The organism is Arthrobacter sp. A5, from assembly GCF_051131705.1.
Taxonomy (GTDB): domain Bacteria; phylum Actinomycetota; class Actinomycetes; order Actinomycetales; family Micrococcaceae; genus Arthrobacter_M.
In genome coordinates this window covers 1444201-1459334 of record NZ_CP180316.1, presented here as the reverse complement: position 1 = coordinate 1459334, position 15134 = coordinate 1444201, and the positions used below count along the sequence as shown (strand labels likewise).

At 65.3% G+C, this 15134-nt stretch carries 10 protein-coding genes; 3 read left to right on the top strand and 7 right to left on the bottom strand.

All coding sequences use genetic code 11. The annotated features are described in order from the left end of the window. Positions 1-20: 20 nt before the first annotated feature. The 3 genes from cydC to ACLLJI_RS06565 all read right to left on the bottom strand — a co-directional run bounded on the left by cydC (position 21) and on the right by ACLLJI_RS06565 (position 6688). Positions 21-3869 (bottom strand): thiol reductant ABC exporter subunit CydC, encoded by a 3849-nt coding sequence (cydC, locus tag ACLLJI_RS06575; RefSeq protein WP_434619362.1) that lies wholly within the window; start codon positions 3867-3869, stop codon positions 21-23. 1 nt (position 3870) lies between these two features. Then, a complete protein-coding gene (gene cydB / locus ACLLJI_RS06570; RefSeq protein ID WP_434619359.1) occupies positions 3871-4902 on the bottom strand; it encodes a cytochrome d ubiquinol oxidase subunit II in 1032 nt (343 codons plus the stop codon). Between the two features lie 121 nt (positions 4903-5023). Next, complete coding sequence (locus tag ACLLJI_RS06565) at positions 5024-6688, bottom strand: cytochrome ubiquinol oxidase subunit I (RefSeq protein ID WP_434619356.1); 1665 nt, start codon at positions 6686-6688, stop codon at positions 5024-5026. Positions 6689-6824: 136 nt separating this feature from the next. On the opposite strand from ACLLJI_RS06565, the gene ACLLJI_RS06560 reads away from it, so the two are divergent. Together ACLLJI_RS06560 and ACLLJI_RS06555 are read left to right on the top strand one after the other, a co-directional pair. Next, the gene (locus ACLLJI_RS06560) at positions 6825-7205 is read left to right on the top strand and encodes a BlaI/MecI/CopY family transcriptional regulator (RefSeq protein WP_434619353.1); all 381 of its coding nucleotides are present in this window, start codon (positions 6825-6827) and stop codon (positions 7203-7205) included. Positions 7206-7240: 35 nt separating this feature from the next. Then, positions 7241-8191, top strand: a complete 951-nt coding sequence (locus ACLLJI_RS06555) for a M56 family metallopeptidase (protein WP_434619350.1) — start codon at positions 7241-7243, stop codon at positions 8189-8191. A gap of 5 nt (positions 8192-8196) precedes the next feature. Here ACLLJI_RS06555 and ACLLJI_RS06550 read toward each other — a convergent pair whose 3' ends face one another. Together ACLLJI_RS06550 and ACLLJI_RS06545 are read right to left on the bottom strand one after the other, a co-directional pair. Next, on the bottom strand, positions 8197-8994 hold the full coding sequence (locus tag ACLLJI_RS06550) for a carbon-nitrogen hydrolase family protein (protein WP_434619347.1): 798 nt from the start codon (positions 8992-8994) through the stop codon (positions 8197-8199). A gap of 260 nt (positions 8995-9254) precedes the next feature. After that, positions 9255-11366 (bottom strand): DNA gyrase/topoisomerase IV subunit B, encoded by a 2112-nt coding sequence (locus ACLLJI_RS06545; protein WP_434619344.1) that lies wholly within the window; start codon positions 11364-11366, stop codon positions 9255-9257. A gap of 338 nt (positions 11367-11704) precedes the next feature. Between ACLLJI_RS06545 and ACLLJI_RS06540 the strand changes: the two genes are divergently transcribed. Beyond that, positions 11705-11929 carry a DUF7455 domain-containing protein gene (locus ACLLJI_RS06540; protein ID WP_283561277.1) on the top strand — a complete coding sequence of 75 codons (225 nt, stop codon included), beginning with the start codon at positions 11705-11707 and terminating at the stop codon, positions 11927-11929. Positions 11930-12187: 258 nt separating this feature from the next. On the opposite strand, the gene ACLLJI_RS06535 is transcribed toward ACLLJI_RS06540, so the two are convergent. Then, positions 12188-13582, bottom strand: coding sequence for an RNA polymerase sigma factor (locus ACLLJI_RS06535; protein WP_434619340.1), 1395 nt, complete (start codon positions 13580-13582; stop codon positions 12188-12190). Positions 13583-13834: 252 nt separating this feature from the next. Then, positions 13835-15049, bottom strand: a complete 1215-nt coding sequence (locus tag ACLLJI_RS06530; RefSeq protein WP_434619337.1) for a DUF4192 domain-containing protein — start codon at positions 15047-15049, stop codon at positions 13835-13837. Positions 15050-15134: the final 85 nt, after the last annotated feature.

The window sequence follows — 15134 nt, the reverse complement described above, 5'->3', positions numbered from 1 at the left end:
ATTCTTGGTCTCAACCTTGTCTATCGCCAGCTCAGAACGGCTTGGTACTCGGCGGATGCCTGGGTGGCCTGCACATCCATGGGAGCACTCCCCGTGGAGACTCTCGGCGCCCCGAGCTCCAGGGTGAGGTCCGCCGGATGGCGAGCCGCCAGGTCGTGGGTGACCAGCACCACCGCTTTGTCCCGTAGCGCCCGGCGCAGGTCCGCCAGCAGCGAGGCCGCCGATTCGGTGTCAAGATGGGCCGTGGGCTCGTCCAGCAGGAGCACATCGGCGCCGGTGAGCAGGGTTCGTGCGACCGCGGCCCGCTGGCGCTGTCCACCGGAGAGATGACTGCCCTCCGGGCCGAGCCGGGTGTCCAGCCCGTTCGGCAGCTCCCGAAGCAGCGGACCGAGCCCGACGTCGTTGAGCACCTTAACCAGCTCGGCCTCCACAGGCGCGTCTGACCGCGGGCGCGCCAGCAGCAGGTTCGCCCGGAGGGAGGAGTCGAAGAGGTGCCCCTGCTGCGGACACCACGCGATCCGGCCCGTCGAGGTGCAGGTTCCCTCGAGGGGTGCCAGGAAGTCGAGCATCACGGCCAGCAGAGTTGATTTCCCAGACCCTGACTCCCCCGTCACCGTCAGCCATTCGCCGCTGCGCACGGTCGCATCGAGCCCGCTGAAAACGGGCGCGGCCGAATCCGGCCAGTGCGCCGTGACGCCCTTTAGCCTCAGACCGGGCGTTGCGGAACTCTGCCGTGAATCCGCAGGCAGCGCCGAAAGCGGCTCCGGGCGGACGCGCCCGGAGCCGGCGTTCTCCCCGCCTGCGCCCGCGGGCACAAAGTCATCACTGAAGCGTGCCAGCACCGTTCGCAGCGCGGGCCAGAGCTGGACGGCGGCACAGACCGGGGCAAAGGCGTCCACCAGGGAGAGATTCAGCAGCACCAGCGCGGCCAATGCCTCGACGGGAAGCGTCCCGGACGCGACCTGACCTGCACCTGTGCCAAGAATGCCAAAAGCGCCCAGGGCAGAAAACAGAACCAAGAGGCCCTGCGCTGTGCCTTGTGCCCGGGCCGCCCTCTGTACTGCCGTCGTCGCGGCGCGATCATCCCGGCGGAGCCGTTCCAGCAGTGGCCCGTCCGCGCGGTTGACGCGTAAATCGGCGGCCGCGCCGAGCAGGACGCTCACGGTGCGGATGACGGCGGAGCGGTGCCGGTGTTCGGCAATGCCTGCTCTATTGTCGGCCCACAGGGCGGTGGCCGGAGCCAGCAGCAAAGCACCTGTGAGCACCACGAGCTGGAGCGGGGCGGCGGCAGGCAGCAGCAGCGCCGTCGTCGTCACCACGGCCGCTGCGGCCAGCAGGCCGGCGGCCGGCGGGAGCACCACCCGCGGCGCCAAGTCACGCACGGCGTCGAAATCCCCGATCAAGTGGTCCACCGCGCCGTCACCGCGCAGCAGGGACCGCCGGGAGAGCACCCGCAGCGTCAGGGATTCCCAGACGTGCACACGCAAACGGGTGAGCGAAGCGAAGACCGCGTCGTGCAGCCAGAGCCGCTCGCAGTATCGCGAGACCGCCCGGAGCAGACCGAAGAACCTGACGCCCACAATGGCGACCAACAGATACAGGATGGCCGGTTGCTGGCTGGCACGCACGATCAGCCAGCCGGAGAGAGCGGTCAGCGCGAGGGCGGCGAGCGTTGCCACCGCACCGGCGACGACGGCGAGCAGGAACCGCGGGCGCCATGGTTCCAGCACGGCGACCAGCAGTCTGAACAGCCGTGCGGTGGGGACGGATTTGCCAGACCGGGCGGAATGGCCGGACCGGGCGGACCGGGAGGAAGAAGGACGGTCCGCCCGGACTGAAGACGTACAGGGCGCTCGTGCGGCAGAAGGGAGGAGACCGTTGGAAGAGGGACCGGCCGCACCGCCGGAGGCCAAAACGTCCTTGACGATGAGCGTGCTCGGGTCAACGTCCCCGGAGACAGTGATCGGCAGGCTCCGCGCGTCCCTGGCTCCGCCGGCATCGGAACTTTCGGCCGTCCGAATGCCGCCGGCATCGAGGCGGACCACATGATCCGCCAGTGCGAGCGTGGATTCATTGTGCGCGACGAGGATGATAGTGACAGTTCCACAGAGAGCGATAATGGTCCGCTCGATGCTGCGGGCTGTGAGACCGTCCAAATGGGCCGTCGGTTCGTCCAGCAGCAGCACGGTTGCTCCGGCCTCGATGCGGGCCAGAGCACGGGCAAGTGCAAGGCGCCGCAGCTCTCCCGGGCTGAGCTCCGCCGGATGGCGCGCGGCGGCATAGCCAAGCCCCACTCGGTTCAGCAGCTCGTCAGCCGTTCCGCGAGGCGCCGTTCCGACGCCTGCACCGTAAAGTTCCACTTCGGCACGGGCAGTCTGTTCAACGGTGGCTGGATGCTGCGGCACCCACGCCAGGTGTTCGGGATCTACCCCCGTGATCTGGCCGCTGACCTGCACCGCCGGTGCCGCAGTCCTGCCGTCCGGTCCGGCGTCCGCGTCAGCCTCTGCCACGGTGGCTGTCGCGGCCTGCGGCGCAGTCTCGGACGGACCAAGCAGCCCAGTCTCAGTCACGGAAAGCGGGGCGACGATGCCGGCCAGTACGTGCAGCAGGGTGGATTTTCCGCAGCCGCTTGGCCCGGAAATTGCGGTGATCTGCCCAGCCGGGGCCGTGAAACTCAGTCCGGAAACCGCGTCGCCGCTCCGATCCGGATAACTGACGCGCAGCCCGGACACCCGGACCTCCGGGACGTGCCGGACCTCCGGGGCGTGCCGGTCCGCCCGCGGCCGCCCGCCGCCGTCATCCCCAGCGCCGCCGTAATCCCCGGCGCCGCCGTTGTCCGGAGCGCCGTCGTCGGCCTGCGGGGAATGCAACTGAGCCGCAGGCACCCGAACCGTCAGGGGCACCGCAACCGGAGCGGCAAGGATTTTCTCCGCCCGCTCCAGCGCCTCCCGGCCGTCCTCGCTGGCGTGGTGCGCAGTGCCCAGCTCACGCAGCGGCAGGTAACACTCCGGCGCCAGGATGAGCACCAACAGGCCCGTTTCCAGATCCATGGAGCCCTGCACCAGCCGCACGCCGATGAAAACGGCGACGACGGCGACCGAGAGGGTGGCGACCAGTTCCAGTGCCAGCGCGGACAGGAACGCCACGCGCAACGTACCCATGGTGGTCCGGCGGTAGTCCTCGGAGACCCTCCGCAGTGCCTCGGTCTGCGCCTTCGCCCGGCCCAGGCCCACCAACACGGGCAGTCCCTTTGCCAGCTCCAGCAGGTGATTGGACAGCCGGGACAGCGAATCCGCCGCCCGTTCCACCTGCTCGCGGGTGTGCATGCCGATCAGCACCATGAACAGCGGCACCAGCGGCACCGTCAGGACGACAATCAGGGCGCTGACCCAGTCCGCCAGCAGAATCCGGGCACCGATCAGCAGCGGCATCGTGGCGCAGCCGACCACGGCCGGCAGAAACTGGGTGTAATAGTTATCCAGCGCGTCCAGTCCGCGGGTGGCCAGCACGGTGCCGGCACCCTGTCCACCGGCACCACCACCGGCACCCTGTCCTCCGGCACCACTACCGGCGTCGAGGACCATCCGTCCGGCAAGTTTCAGGCGAAGGTCCTCCTTGGCGCCGAGTGCCGTCTGCCGGGCCACAACGGCGATGGCCCAAACCACGGCTGCCCGGGCCAGCGCGGCGACGGCACCGGTCAACAGAGCCGCCGTCAGGCCGCCGTGGTCGGATATCACGCTGACTATCCCTGTGACCACCGCCTGGGCCAGCAGCAGCCAGATCAGCGACTTCAGCGCGATCAGCAGACCGAGCAGATACAGGCTGCGCCTGGCCCCGGCGGGCAGCCGCGGGCCGTTGCCGAGAGCCATCTCAGTCCGTCCCCACGGCAGGCACCACGTCGTGCGCCTGCGGCAACTGGCTGGCGCTGACGCGCTTGCGGAAAACCCAGTAGGTCCAGCACTGGTAGGCCAACACCAGCGGCACACCCACACAGGCCACAATGCTCATCAACCCGAGGGTGTACGGCGAGGAGGAGGCGTTGCTGATGGTCAGGTCCCACTCTTGGTTGAGCGTGGAGGGGAGAACCGTGGGGAAGACGGATCCGAAGATCGCGGCACTGCCGGCCAGCAGGAACACGCCCAGACCCAGAAAACTCCAGCCCTCCCGGCCTCGGCCGGCCATCCGCCAGGCGGTGAAGGCGGCTACCGCGGACACGGCGACCAGCAGCCAGCTGATCCCCTTACCGTGCTGATAGGTCAGCAGCACCATCCAGAGGACCAGCGGCAGCAGACCCACCGGGAGCCAGCGGGTCACCAGGCGCCGGGCGCGTTCGCGGATCGCACCGTCCGTTTTCAGGGCAAGGAAGGCTGCGGCGTGCACCAGCGAGAAGCCGACGACGGCGAAGCCGCCCAGCACGGCGTACCAGCTGAACCAGGCGAACGGGCCGCCCACGCGGTCACCGTTGGCGTCGAGCGGGAGACCCGTCGTGGTCAGGGCCAGGGCGGCCCCGATTCCGAATGCCGAGACGAAGGAACCCAGGGCAATGGCCCAGTCCCAGCGGTCGCGCCAGCGCCTGGAATCGATTTTGCCGCGGTACTCGAAGGCGACAGCACGGAAAATCAACCCCAGCAGGACAAAGACCAGTGGAATATAGAGGGCCGAAAACAGCGACGCATACCAGAGTGGGAAGGCCGCAAACATGGCCCCGGCGGCGGTGATCAGCCAGACCTCATTGCCGTCCCAGACTGGCCCGACGGTGTTCAGCAGCACCCGGCGTTCGGTGTTGTTGCGGGCGAAGAGCTTCATCAGCATGCCGACGCCCAGATCGAAGCCTTCCAGGAAGAGGTAGCCGGTCCAGAGCACGGCAATCAGCACAAACCAGATAGTCGGCAGGGTCTCCATGACGGTGTCCTTTAACGTTAGGGGAAAATCAATGCGCTGGGCGGCGGCCGGACCGCAACTTTGGGGGTCGACCCGCGCAGGGCCGACCCCTGCACGACAGGCCCTGCCGGCGTGGCGGATCTCAGTAGGCGAAGGCGAGGACATCATCGGAATCCCCCGGGCTGCCGCCGGAGCCGCCCGCACCGCTGCCCTCGTCGTCGTCGGACTTCGACGCATCGTCGGACTTCGACGCGCCGTCGGACTTACGCAGGTTCACGGGACCCTCCTTCGCGGCGTGCGCGAGCTCGGGCATCGCCGCGGCGACACCGCCCCGGACGTAGCGGAAGAGCAGTCTCACCTCCACCACCAGCAGCACCGCGTAGACGCTCGCTAGCATCACCAGCGAGAAGATCAGCTCCCCCGCGGAGACGCCGGGCGAGACGGCCGCGGCGGTGAACATGAAGACCTGGTCAATGCCGCTGAGCTGCGGGTTGGGTGCCACGACAAATGGCTGCCGGCCCATTTCCGTGAAGATCCAGCCCGCCGCGTTAGCCCCGAACGGCGCCAGAATGCTGAAGAGGGCCAACCGCATCAGCCATCGTGACGACGGCACGGTGCCCTTGCGGACCAGTACCAGTCCCACCAGGGCGGCCAGCGCCGCCAGTCCTCCGAAGCCGATCATGATCCGAAAGCCCCAATATGTGACCGCCATGACGGGTACGTACTGGATCTCCTGGCCGGCCCGATCACCGTAGATCGGATTGGCAGGCAGTGTGGTGCCGTATTTGGCCTGATACTCGGGGACCAGCGTATTGACACCTTTGATGTCGGTGGTGAAATCGTTGTGCGCCAGGAAGGAAAGAATTCCGGGCACCTCAATCACGGCAGTGACGTCGCTGCAGTTCTTGCTGCCCGGGTCCCCGATCGAGAGAATAGAGAAACTGGTGCCGTCGTGGCAGGCGGCCTCAGCAGCGGCCATTTTCATCGGCTGCTGCTCAAACATCAGTTTGCCCTGCATGTCGCCGGTGATCGCGGTGCCGGCGAAGGCAATCATGGCCACCACAGCGCCAATGCGCAGGGAGCGGATCCAGACGGCGTGGTCGGTCCGGTCGCGGCCGGGGATGGTGGCCGACTCCCCCACCACCACGCGGCCGTCAGCATCGATGGTGTCGACGCCGTCGCGCCGGCGACGCCACAGGTGATACCAGGAAATACCCAGCAGAAACCCGCCGGCGACAGCGACGGCCCCGGTGAGCGTGTGCGGGAATGCCACCAGCGCGGTGTTGTTGGTGAAGACGGCCCAGGCATCGACCATCCGCGGACGTCCGTCCACCATTTCGACACCCACCGGATGCTGCATCCATGAATTCGCCACCAGGATGAAGTACGCCGACACCGCCGAACCAAGCACCGCAATCCACAGGCACGCCAGGTGGATCCGGGCGGGGAGTTTTTTCCAGCCGAAGATCCACAGTCCCAGGAAGGTCGATTCGATAAAGAAAGCCAGCAGGGACTCCATCGCCAGCGGGGCGCCGAACACGTCGCCGACGAAGCGGCTGTACTCGCTCCAGGCCATGCCGAACTGGAACTCCTGCACCAAGCCGGTGGCGACACCCATGATGAAGTTGATCAGGAAGAGCTTGCCCCAAAATTTGGTCATCCGAAGGTACTCTTCCTTGCCGCTCCGCTGCCACAGCGTCTGCAGCAAGGCCACCAACAGGCCAAGGCCAATGGTCAGCGGGACCATCAGGAAGTGGTAGACGGTGGTTATTCCGAACTGCCACCGTGCGATATCCAGGGCTTCCATCGATTCACCTTAGGGACGGGAACATGACTCTTCTACGATACGTAGAAAACCAATTTCTACCAATTGTAGAATATTTCGGCCGGACCCTGTAGATTTAAGCCAAGGCATCTGCCGCACCCACTTTAAAAGGATCACGATGGCCACTTTGGGGGAGCTCGAACGAGCCGTTATGGATCTGCTGTGGGAACACCCGGAAGCGATTACCGCGAACGCCCTGCGGGACCTGCTCTCCCAGCGTCCGCCCGCCGTCGCTGGCGGAACCGACAGCAGGGAACTGGCGGTCACCACCGTTTTGACCGTACTGTCACGGCTGGAAAAGAAGGGCCTGGTGGAACGCGAAAGATCCATCCGCCCGCACCGGTACCGCTCGGTCACCAGCCGAGCCGAGCACACGGCCGAGCTGATGCTCGAGGTCCTCGGATCCGCTCCGGACCGTGAGGCCGTTTTGGCGCGCTTTATCGGAACCGTGAGCGACGGCGAGGCCACCACGCTGCGTAAACTGCTCGGCCAGGGCTAGGGCCACCAGGCACACCGGTTGGACGCATACAGCTGATGTTCTGGACGTCCTGGTTCCTTGCACTCCTTGCCGTCATCCTGGCGTGGCCGGTTCCCCTGTTGCTGGCCCGCGCCGGTTGGACCGCCCGCTCCCCCTTCACCGCCATGGTCCTCTGGCAGGCAATCGCCCTCGCTGGCGGGTTGTCCATGATCGGGGCAATGCTGGCGTTTGGGCTCGTGCCACTGGGCGGAAACCTGATCTCCGGGCTGAAGAATCTGCTCGGCATTCTGCTGGGCAGCAGCACCGGTGAGCGGCTCGAGTTCTGGCATGCCTTCGCGCTCAGCGCCGCGGCCCTGCTGCTGGCCCACCTGCTGTTCACCCTGCTGTTGACCTACGCACGGATCCGCAAACAACGCCGTCGGCACCGCGAGCTGTTGGATCTGCTCAGCTCACCGGCCACCGGCAGGCCGGGAACGGTGGTCATCAATCACGACGCACCCGTAGCATATTGCCTGCCCGGCGGATCCCGTTCCGTCACGGTGCTCTCCGACGGACTCATGAACATGCTGGAGCCGGACGAACTGCGGGCGGTCCTGATTCATGAAAACGCCCATCTTGCCCAACGCCACCATCTGCTGCTTTGGGCCTTCGCAGCCTGGCGTTACGCACTGCCTTGGCTGCCCACGTCACGGCTGGCGCAGCGCTCGGTCAACTCGCTGATAGAGATGTTGGCCGACGACGTCGCACTGGAATCAGTGGACCGCTCCACCCTGGTGAAGGCGATCGCTCTGGTGGCCAGCGGCTCGGCCCTGCTGCCCGCCAGCGAGCTGGTGAACGGTGGCGCAGACCGCATCGATACTCCGGAGACGACGTCGGCACGGCTGGGCCGGCTGCTGAAGCCGGCTCCGGTACTAAGCCGGAACGCGCAGCTCCTGGTGCTGGCCGGCTCCGTCCTGCTGCTCGCGGTTCCCACGGCGCTGCTGATCGTGCCGGGGCTGCTCGGCTGAGATGATCAGCCCAGGTTCCGCCGGTTTGACGGCACCGGAAGCTTACGGCGGGCATCATCGACAAGAGCCGTGTCCAGCTCCGCGAACAGTAGGCCCGGTCGTCCGTCGAGCTGGTTGATAATCGCACCGAACGGCGAGATGACTGCGCTGCGTCCTATTCCCGTCGGCGCGGTGCCTTTAACGGAGATGCCTGCAGAGGCCGGGTCGCCCTGCCCACAGGCGAGGACAAATGTGGTGGTGTCCGCCGCGCGGGCCCGGGCCAGAAAGTCCCATTGCTCCGCCTTGCCGGGGCCGGCGCCCCACGACGCGCAGATGATGTTAACCTGCGCCCCGTGGACCGCATTAGCGGTGAACAGCGCCGGAAAGCGAATGTCGTAACAGGTGGCCAGGCCGAAGGTGATTCCGCCTGCAACGAACGTGACCGGTTCGGTGCCGGCTTCCACGGTGTCCGACTCGGCAAAGCCGAAGGCGTCAAAGAGATGGATTTTGTCGTAGCTGGTCTCCACGCCCGGTCCGGTCGCCAACAAGGTGTTGCGGACCTTGCCTTCCACCCCGGGGGTGAACATCCCGACCACGACGACCAGATCCAACTCGGCAGCCACACCGCGGACACGTGACGCCCATGGGCCGTCGGTCCGCTCCGCGATATCCGCCAGCGGATTCCCGAACGCCCGCATGGTTGCTTCCGGGAAGATGACAACGTCCGCGCCCCCGTCTTTCGCTTGGCGGGCATAGCCTGCCAGCAGATCCAGATTGTCTTCCAAGCTGGGACCAGTGATGATTTGAGCGAGTGCAATGCGCACAATACCTCCAAGTCGGTGTAATCGTAATGCACGCAGCAGCAATCAGCGGATGCCGCTGCGGGCGGGCGGCGCACGGGCGGACGGCGCACGGGCGGGCGGCGCACGGGCGGACGGCGCACGGGCGGACGGCGCACGGGCGGACGGCGCACGGGCCGGCGGCCGGAACCACGAAACGGCGAAATCCGTCCGGTCCTATATATCGGGACCGCGTTCACCAAATCGCGTTCACGGGTCGCAGCCGTGGAACCCGCCTTCGGGCTTTAAGCGTCGATGCGTTCGCGGTCCAGCGAGGAGCTGCCGGCGATGATGAAGTCCTTGCGCGGCGCAACGTCGGACCCCATCAGCAGTTCAAAGGTTTTCTCCGCCAATTCCGCATTGGCCGCTGTCACCCGCCGCAGAGTCCGGTGCCTCGGGTCCATCGTGGTTTCCGCCAGCTGTCCTGCATCCATCTCGCCCAGACCCTTGTAACGCTGAATCGGTTCCTTGTACCGCTTTCCGGTCTGCTCCAACGAGGCCAGCAGCGTGTGCAGCTCCTGCTCGGAATAGGTGTAGATCATCTCGTTCGGCTTCGTGCCGTGATTGATGACCTCCACCCGGTGCAGCGGCGGGACGGCCGCGAACACCCGACCGGCATCGATCATGGGTCTCATGTAACGGAAGAACAGCGTCAGCAGCAAGGTCCGGATGTGGGCACCGTCGACGTCGGCATCGGTCATCAGAATCACCTTGCCGTAGCGGGCCGCTTCCAAGGCAAAGCTCCGTCCCGAGCCCGCACCCACCACCTGGATCAGGGCCGCGCACTCAGCATTGGAAAGCATGTCGCCCACCGAGGCCTTCTGGACATTGAGGATCTTGCCGCGGATCGGCAGCAACGCCTGGAAATCCGAGGATCGCGCGAGCTTTGCCGTACCTAGGGCGCTGTCCCCCTCGACAATAAACAACTCGCTGCGTTCAACCTCATCTGTCCGGCAATCCGCAAGCTTGGCCGGCAGCGAGGAGGTTTCCAGCGCGTTCTTGCGCCGCTGCGTTTCCTTGTGCACCCGGGCGGAGATCCGGGATTTCATCTCCGACACCACTTTTTCCAGCAGCTGGGCCGACTGGGCCTTCTCATTGCGCTGTGACGAGTTCAGCTTGGCCGTCAGCTCCCGCTCGACCACCTTGGCGACGATGGTGCGCGCCGCCGGTGTACCGAGGATCTCCTTGGTCTGACCCTCAAACTGCGGCTCGGCCAGACGTACGGTCAGGACCGCCGTCAACCCGGCCAGGACGTCGTCCTTCTCAATCTTGTCATTGCCCGCCTTGAGCTTCCGGGCGTTGGACTCGATGACCTTGCGGAAGGTCTTCAGCAGCGCCTGCTCGAAACCTTCCTGATGACGGCCGCCCTTGGGCGTAGCGATGATATTTACGTAACTGCGCATGGCGGTGTCATACCCGATCCCCCAACGCATCGCGATATCCACCTCACAGTCCCGCTCGACCTCGGTGCTCTTCAGATGACCGTTCGAATCCAGCACCGGAACGGTTTCCCGGAAGGTGCTGCTGCCGTGGATACGCCACACATCCGTCACGGCCGGGTCGGCGGCCAGGTAGTCCACAAATTCGGACAGGCCACCGTCGTGTTGAAATACCTCTTCGTGCACCTCCGATTCCCCCGGTGTGCCTGGCAACCGACGCTCGTCACGGATGGAGATGCGCAGCCCCGGAACCAGGAAGGAGGTCTGGCGGGCACGGTCGGACAGCTCCGTGTAGGAAAACTTCGCGTCGGGGGTGAATATCTGCCGGTCCGCCCAGTAACGGATCCGGGTCCCGGTGACACCACGCTTGGTGGTGCCGACGATGTCCAGGCTTGAATCGTCCACGAACGGCTCAAAGACAGCAGTGGGGCTTAGGCTCCGGCCGCTGTCCTTGAAATGTCCGGGCTCGCCACGGCGAAAGCACATCTGGTAGGTCTTGCCGCCGCGGTCCACCTGCACGTCAAGACGGGCCGAGAGCGCGTTCACCACGCTGGCGCCGACGCCATGCAGGCCACCGGAGGCGGTGTAGGACCCGCCGCCGAACTTCCCGCCGGCATGAAGCTTTGTCAGGACGACCTCAACACCGGTCAGGCCGGTTTTGGGCTCCAGGTCCACCGGGATGCCTCGACCGTCATCATGGATCTCCACGGAGTTATCGGGGTGCAGGATGACCTTTATGCTTTGACCATGACCGGCCAGAGCCTCATCAACGGAGTTGTCGATGATCTCCCACAGGCAGTGCATAAGACCCCGTGAGTCCGTGGAACCGATGTACATTCCCGGCCGCTTACGGACAGCTTCCAGCCCCTCCAGCACGGAGAGATGGCGGGCCGTGTAATCGGAATTTGGTGGGACCACGTTCGGCAGACTCCTTGGACGGTGCTGATGGCTGGTGGGGCTGATGAGAGATGGGGCTGATGACTGGGGGCTGACAGGGGATGCGGTGCCGGGGCCCGGAAGTAGGGCCACTGTCTACGATATCTTCCGGCGCGGCCCGGGCGGTACAGGCTTGCCGCCGGGCCGCGCTCCGAGTTTCGTGCCTCGCCAATACGGTCTCCGGGTGCTTCCGTCCCCGGCGGCGACATGGCCCCGCGGTTTAGCTGCCGCTACGCGGTCAGCGAAAGTCGACCCAACCTGCCATGCTTCCGCGACGAATAGTGGTTGTATAGATGTACAGAACTACTAAGGAGGCCATCATGACAACAGCTGTAGCCAGCCGCGAACTGAACGCCCTGGACCGCTGCGACCGCTGCGGAGCTCAAGCATATGTCCGTGTCGTGCTGGAATCCTCCGGCGGTGAACTGCTTTTCTGCGGTCACCATGCCCGGGCCGTGGAGCCCACACTGAAGCCGCTGTCTGCCCAGTGGCAGGACGAGACCGCCCGGTTGCATCAGAAGGAGTCCGTTCTCGTCGAGGACTAAGCGGGAACGGAACACCGCTGAGCGGCGGTGGAAGGCGGTCGGCCCCGCCAGCCGATAACCCGGGCGGGCAGTCGGTAGCGGCAAAAGAGCATAAGACCGACCAGAATTAGAACGAAAGACCAAGAAAGGGCCCCTCCGTCGGAGAGGCCCTTTCTTGGTTCCGGGTCTCGGCCCGGTCCGCCAGTTCGTTTAACCGTGGACCGTTTGGCCCCGGACCGGGCAGCCCCGAGCCGAAGCCAAACGCGGCTGCCTGGCTGCTTAGTCCAGGTAGTCCCGCAGAACCTGAGAGCGCGACGGGTGCCGGAGCTTGGACATCGTCTTGGATTCAATCTGGCGGATCCGCTCCCGCGTTACGCCGTATACCTTGCCGATTTCGTCTAAAGTCTTAGGCTGGCCATCGGTCAACCCGAAGCGCATTGCCACCACGCCTGCTTCGCGCTCGGACAAAGTGTCAAGGACGGAATGCAGCTGCTCCTGCAGCAGCGTGAAGCTGACAGCGTCGGCCGGAACAACCGCTTCGGAGTCTTCGATCAGGTCGCCGAACTCGGAATCTCCGTCTTCCCCGAGAGGCGTGTGGAGCGAAATCGGCTCCCGACCGTACTTCTGCACCTCGACAACCTTCTCCGGAGTCATATCAAGCTCGATCGCCAGCTCTTCCGGGGTTGGTTCGCGGCCCAGATCCTGAAGCATCTGCCGCTGTACACGGGCCAGCTTATTGATGACCTCCACCATATGCACCGGGATACGGATCGTACGCGCCTGATCCGCCATGGCGCGGGTAATGGCCTGCCGGATCCACCATGTGGCGTAGGTGGAGAACTTGAAGCCCTTGGTGTAATCGAACTTCTCAACCGCACGGATCAGACCCAGATTGCCTTCCTGGATCAGGTCCAGGAACAGCATGCCCCGGCCGGTGTAACGTTTGGCCAACGACACAACCAGGCGAAGGTTGGCTTCCAGCAGGTGGTTCTTGGCGCGTTTACCGTCGTGGATTACCCACTGCAGTTCGCGCTTGAGCTTGTCATCGATCTTCCCGTCGTCCGCCGCCAGCTTCTCGTCCGCGAAGAGCCCAGCCTCAATACGCAGCGCAAGGTCGACCTCCTGCTCGGCATTCAGCAGCGCAACTTTACCGATCTGCTTGAGGTAATCCTTCACCGGGTCAGCCGTGGCACCGGCGGACATGACCTGCTGGACGGGTGCGTCATCGTCATCGGCATCCGAGTAGACAAAACCGCGGCCGGTCGTCTCCGGGACAATTTCGACGGTCTCCGAGTTTGTGCTCACCCCAGCCTCATCGTCGTCCACTGTTGTGGCATCCTCGGTTTCGTGATCCTGGGATGCCTTCGGAGCCCGCCCCCGGGCAGCTTTGGCTGGAGCGCCGGCAGTCTTGGCCTGACGGCCGCCGCTCTTCCCAGCCGCGCCGTCACCGCCTTCGACGGCGGCCTTCTTAGCGGCGATCGTGGCCGCTCGTTTCTGCGCCGGGGACTGGGACGCTGCGGCGTCGCCGCCGTCATCCGACTGGTCGATGGTGGCAGTAGCCGTACGGGCGGTGCTGGTTTTCGCAGCAGAGGCCTTCTTCGGGCCGGCAGCTGGGTTTGCCGAGGCATCAACCTCGGAAGTAGCAGAGTCATTGCTCTTGGCAGTGTCAGACACAGAAAACCTTTCTTGCGGCGGTCTGTGGAGTCACCTGCGGGCAACACCACTATGACCCTGTCAAGTCCGTGATGACTTACACACCTCATCACAACCTGCAGAGCCACTAGGTATAACTACCGTCGAACCGACATTGTTCCCATCGGCTCACAGAGTTTTCCACAGAAGTTCATCAGGGAGTCACAGGGTGAATCACGGACCCAACCGGGTCTCGACTCCCATTGTCTCACGATATTTACCCCGCCTCCCCGTTCACCGGTCTGTAGGAGGGTGCCAGGAGGTCCTGCGGTCGCGGGCCCAGTTGCAGATGATGCCGCGGCTGACCAGCTCACCGAGCAGCAACGCCAACCGGTAGCCGGCGGCGTCCCTCAACGCCAGCCGCAGATAGGCGTCGGCAGCCGAACCCCGCCCCCGGCACCATTGCGCCCAGGCCAGCATGGTCAGCACCGCGGCCCGCGGTTCCCCCGAAGCGGCCCGGGACAGATGGGTCAGCAGCTCGTCCATCTTATCCAGTCTATTCCAGTCCGGATCGCTGGCGCCCTCGCCCATGAGCACCCGGCCAAAGTCCTGCCAGAGAAGGTCGTCGCCTGCGCTGAAACTGCTGCGCAGCGCCACCCACTCCCGCGTGGTCGGCTCCCAGGGAACGGGCCGTACTATGTCCTGCTCGGATTCCGCCAGCAGCCCATAACCCAATGCCCCGGCGAAGGCCAGCTGCGCCCCCACGCTGGCCAGCACCAGTACCGCATCCCGGACCGTCACACTTTCCAGCGACGCCAACAGGTAACCGGAGGTCGTCGCGGCGGGCGGCTCGGGCCACCGTGCGATGGCAAGCTCCCAAGCCTGCAAGGTGGCCATGAACTGCTCCTGCCCGAGCTGCCGGCCCGACAGAACCGCGGTGGAGGTCTGCAATGCCCGATGCACAGCCAGCCCGGCCCCGTCCGGGAGCGGGACCACCGCGGAGCCCGCGCGTTCCTGCGGATCGAGATAGCCGCTGCCGCGGAAGATCAGCTCAGCATTCAGGGCGCTGCTGACGATGTCATCCAGCGGGCGGCCCGGCCAGCCGCAGCAGTCGATGTCCGTACAGACGTAGTTGCGCCAATACGCCGGTCCCAGGAACCATTTCTCCTTCACCGGTGTGCCTGCTTTCCGCAAGGCCGACTCGAGCACCTCCATTAAGCGCCGGTAGGGAATCCGTCCCGGTACCAACCAATCGCGCCTGCCGAATACCGCCAGCAGTACACCGTCGGCGTGCTCATCAGCTCCCAAAGCGGCGCAGACGTAGTGGGCAAAGTCCTGCAGTCCGACGTCGTGGACATCCGGCAGGTCAACGCGCAAGGTGGCGCCGATGGTCTTGCCTGCCATCGTAAGACAGACCAGACTGCGGGCCGGCCAATAGCCCAGCGAATGCGGAATGTAGCTGAGGATATCCTCGCCGGAGCTGATGGACAGGCGCTGTTCAGTAGTCATGACACCACTGTCGGGGCGTCCGGCGGCGGCGGCCAGACAAAAAGCACAGGATGTGCAAGCCGACGGCGCCGCAACGCCCTGTGCA

Coding starts and splice junctions, on each gene's coding strand:
- cydC (WP_434619362.1), bottom strand. CDS start 3,869: ATGGCTCTCGGCAACGGCCCGCGGCTGCCCGCCGGGGCCAGGCGCAGC.
- cydB (WP_434619359.1), bottom strand. CDS start 4,902: ATGGAGACCCTGCCGACTATCTGGTTTGTGCTGATTGCCGTGCTCTGG.
- ACLLJI_RS06565 (WP_434619356.1), bottom strand. CDS start 6,688: ATGGAAGCCCTGGATATCGCACGGTGGCAGTTCGGAATAACCACCGTC.
- ACLLJI_RS06560 (WP_434619353.1), top strand. CDS start 6,825: ATGGCCACTTTGGGGGAGCTCGAACGAGCCGTTATGGATCTGCTGTGG.
- ACLLJI_RS06555 (WP_434619350.1), top strand. CDS start 7,241: ATGTTCTGGACGTCCTGGTTCCTTGCACTCCTTGCCGTCATCCTGGCG.
- ACLLJI_RS06540 (WP_283561277.1), top strand. CDS start 11,705: ATGACAACAGCTGTAGCCAGCCGCGAACTGAACGCCCTGGACCGCTGC.
- ACLLJI_RS06530 (WP_434619337.1), bottom strand. CDS start 15,049: ATGACTACTGAACAGCGCCTGTCCATCAGCTCCGGCGAGGATATCCTC.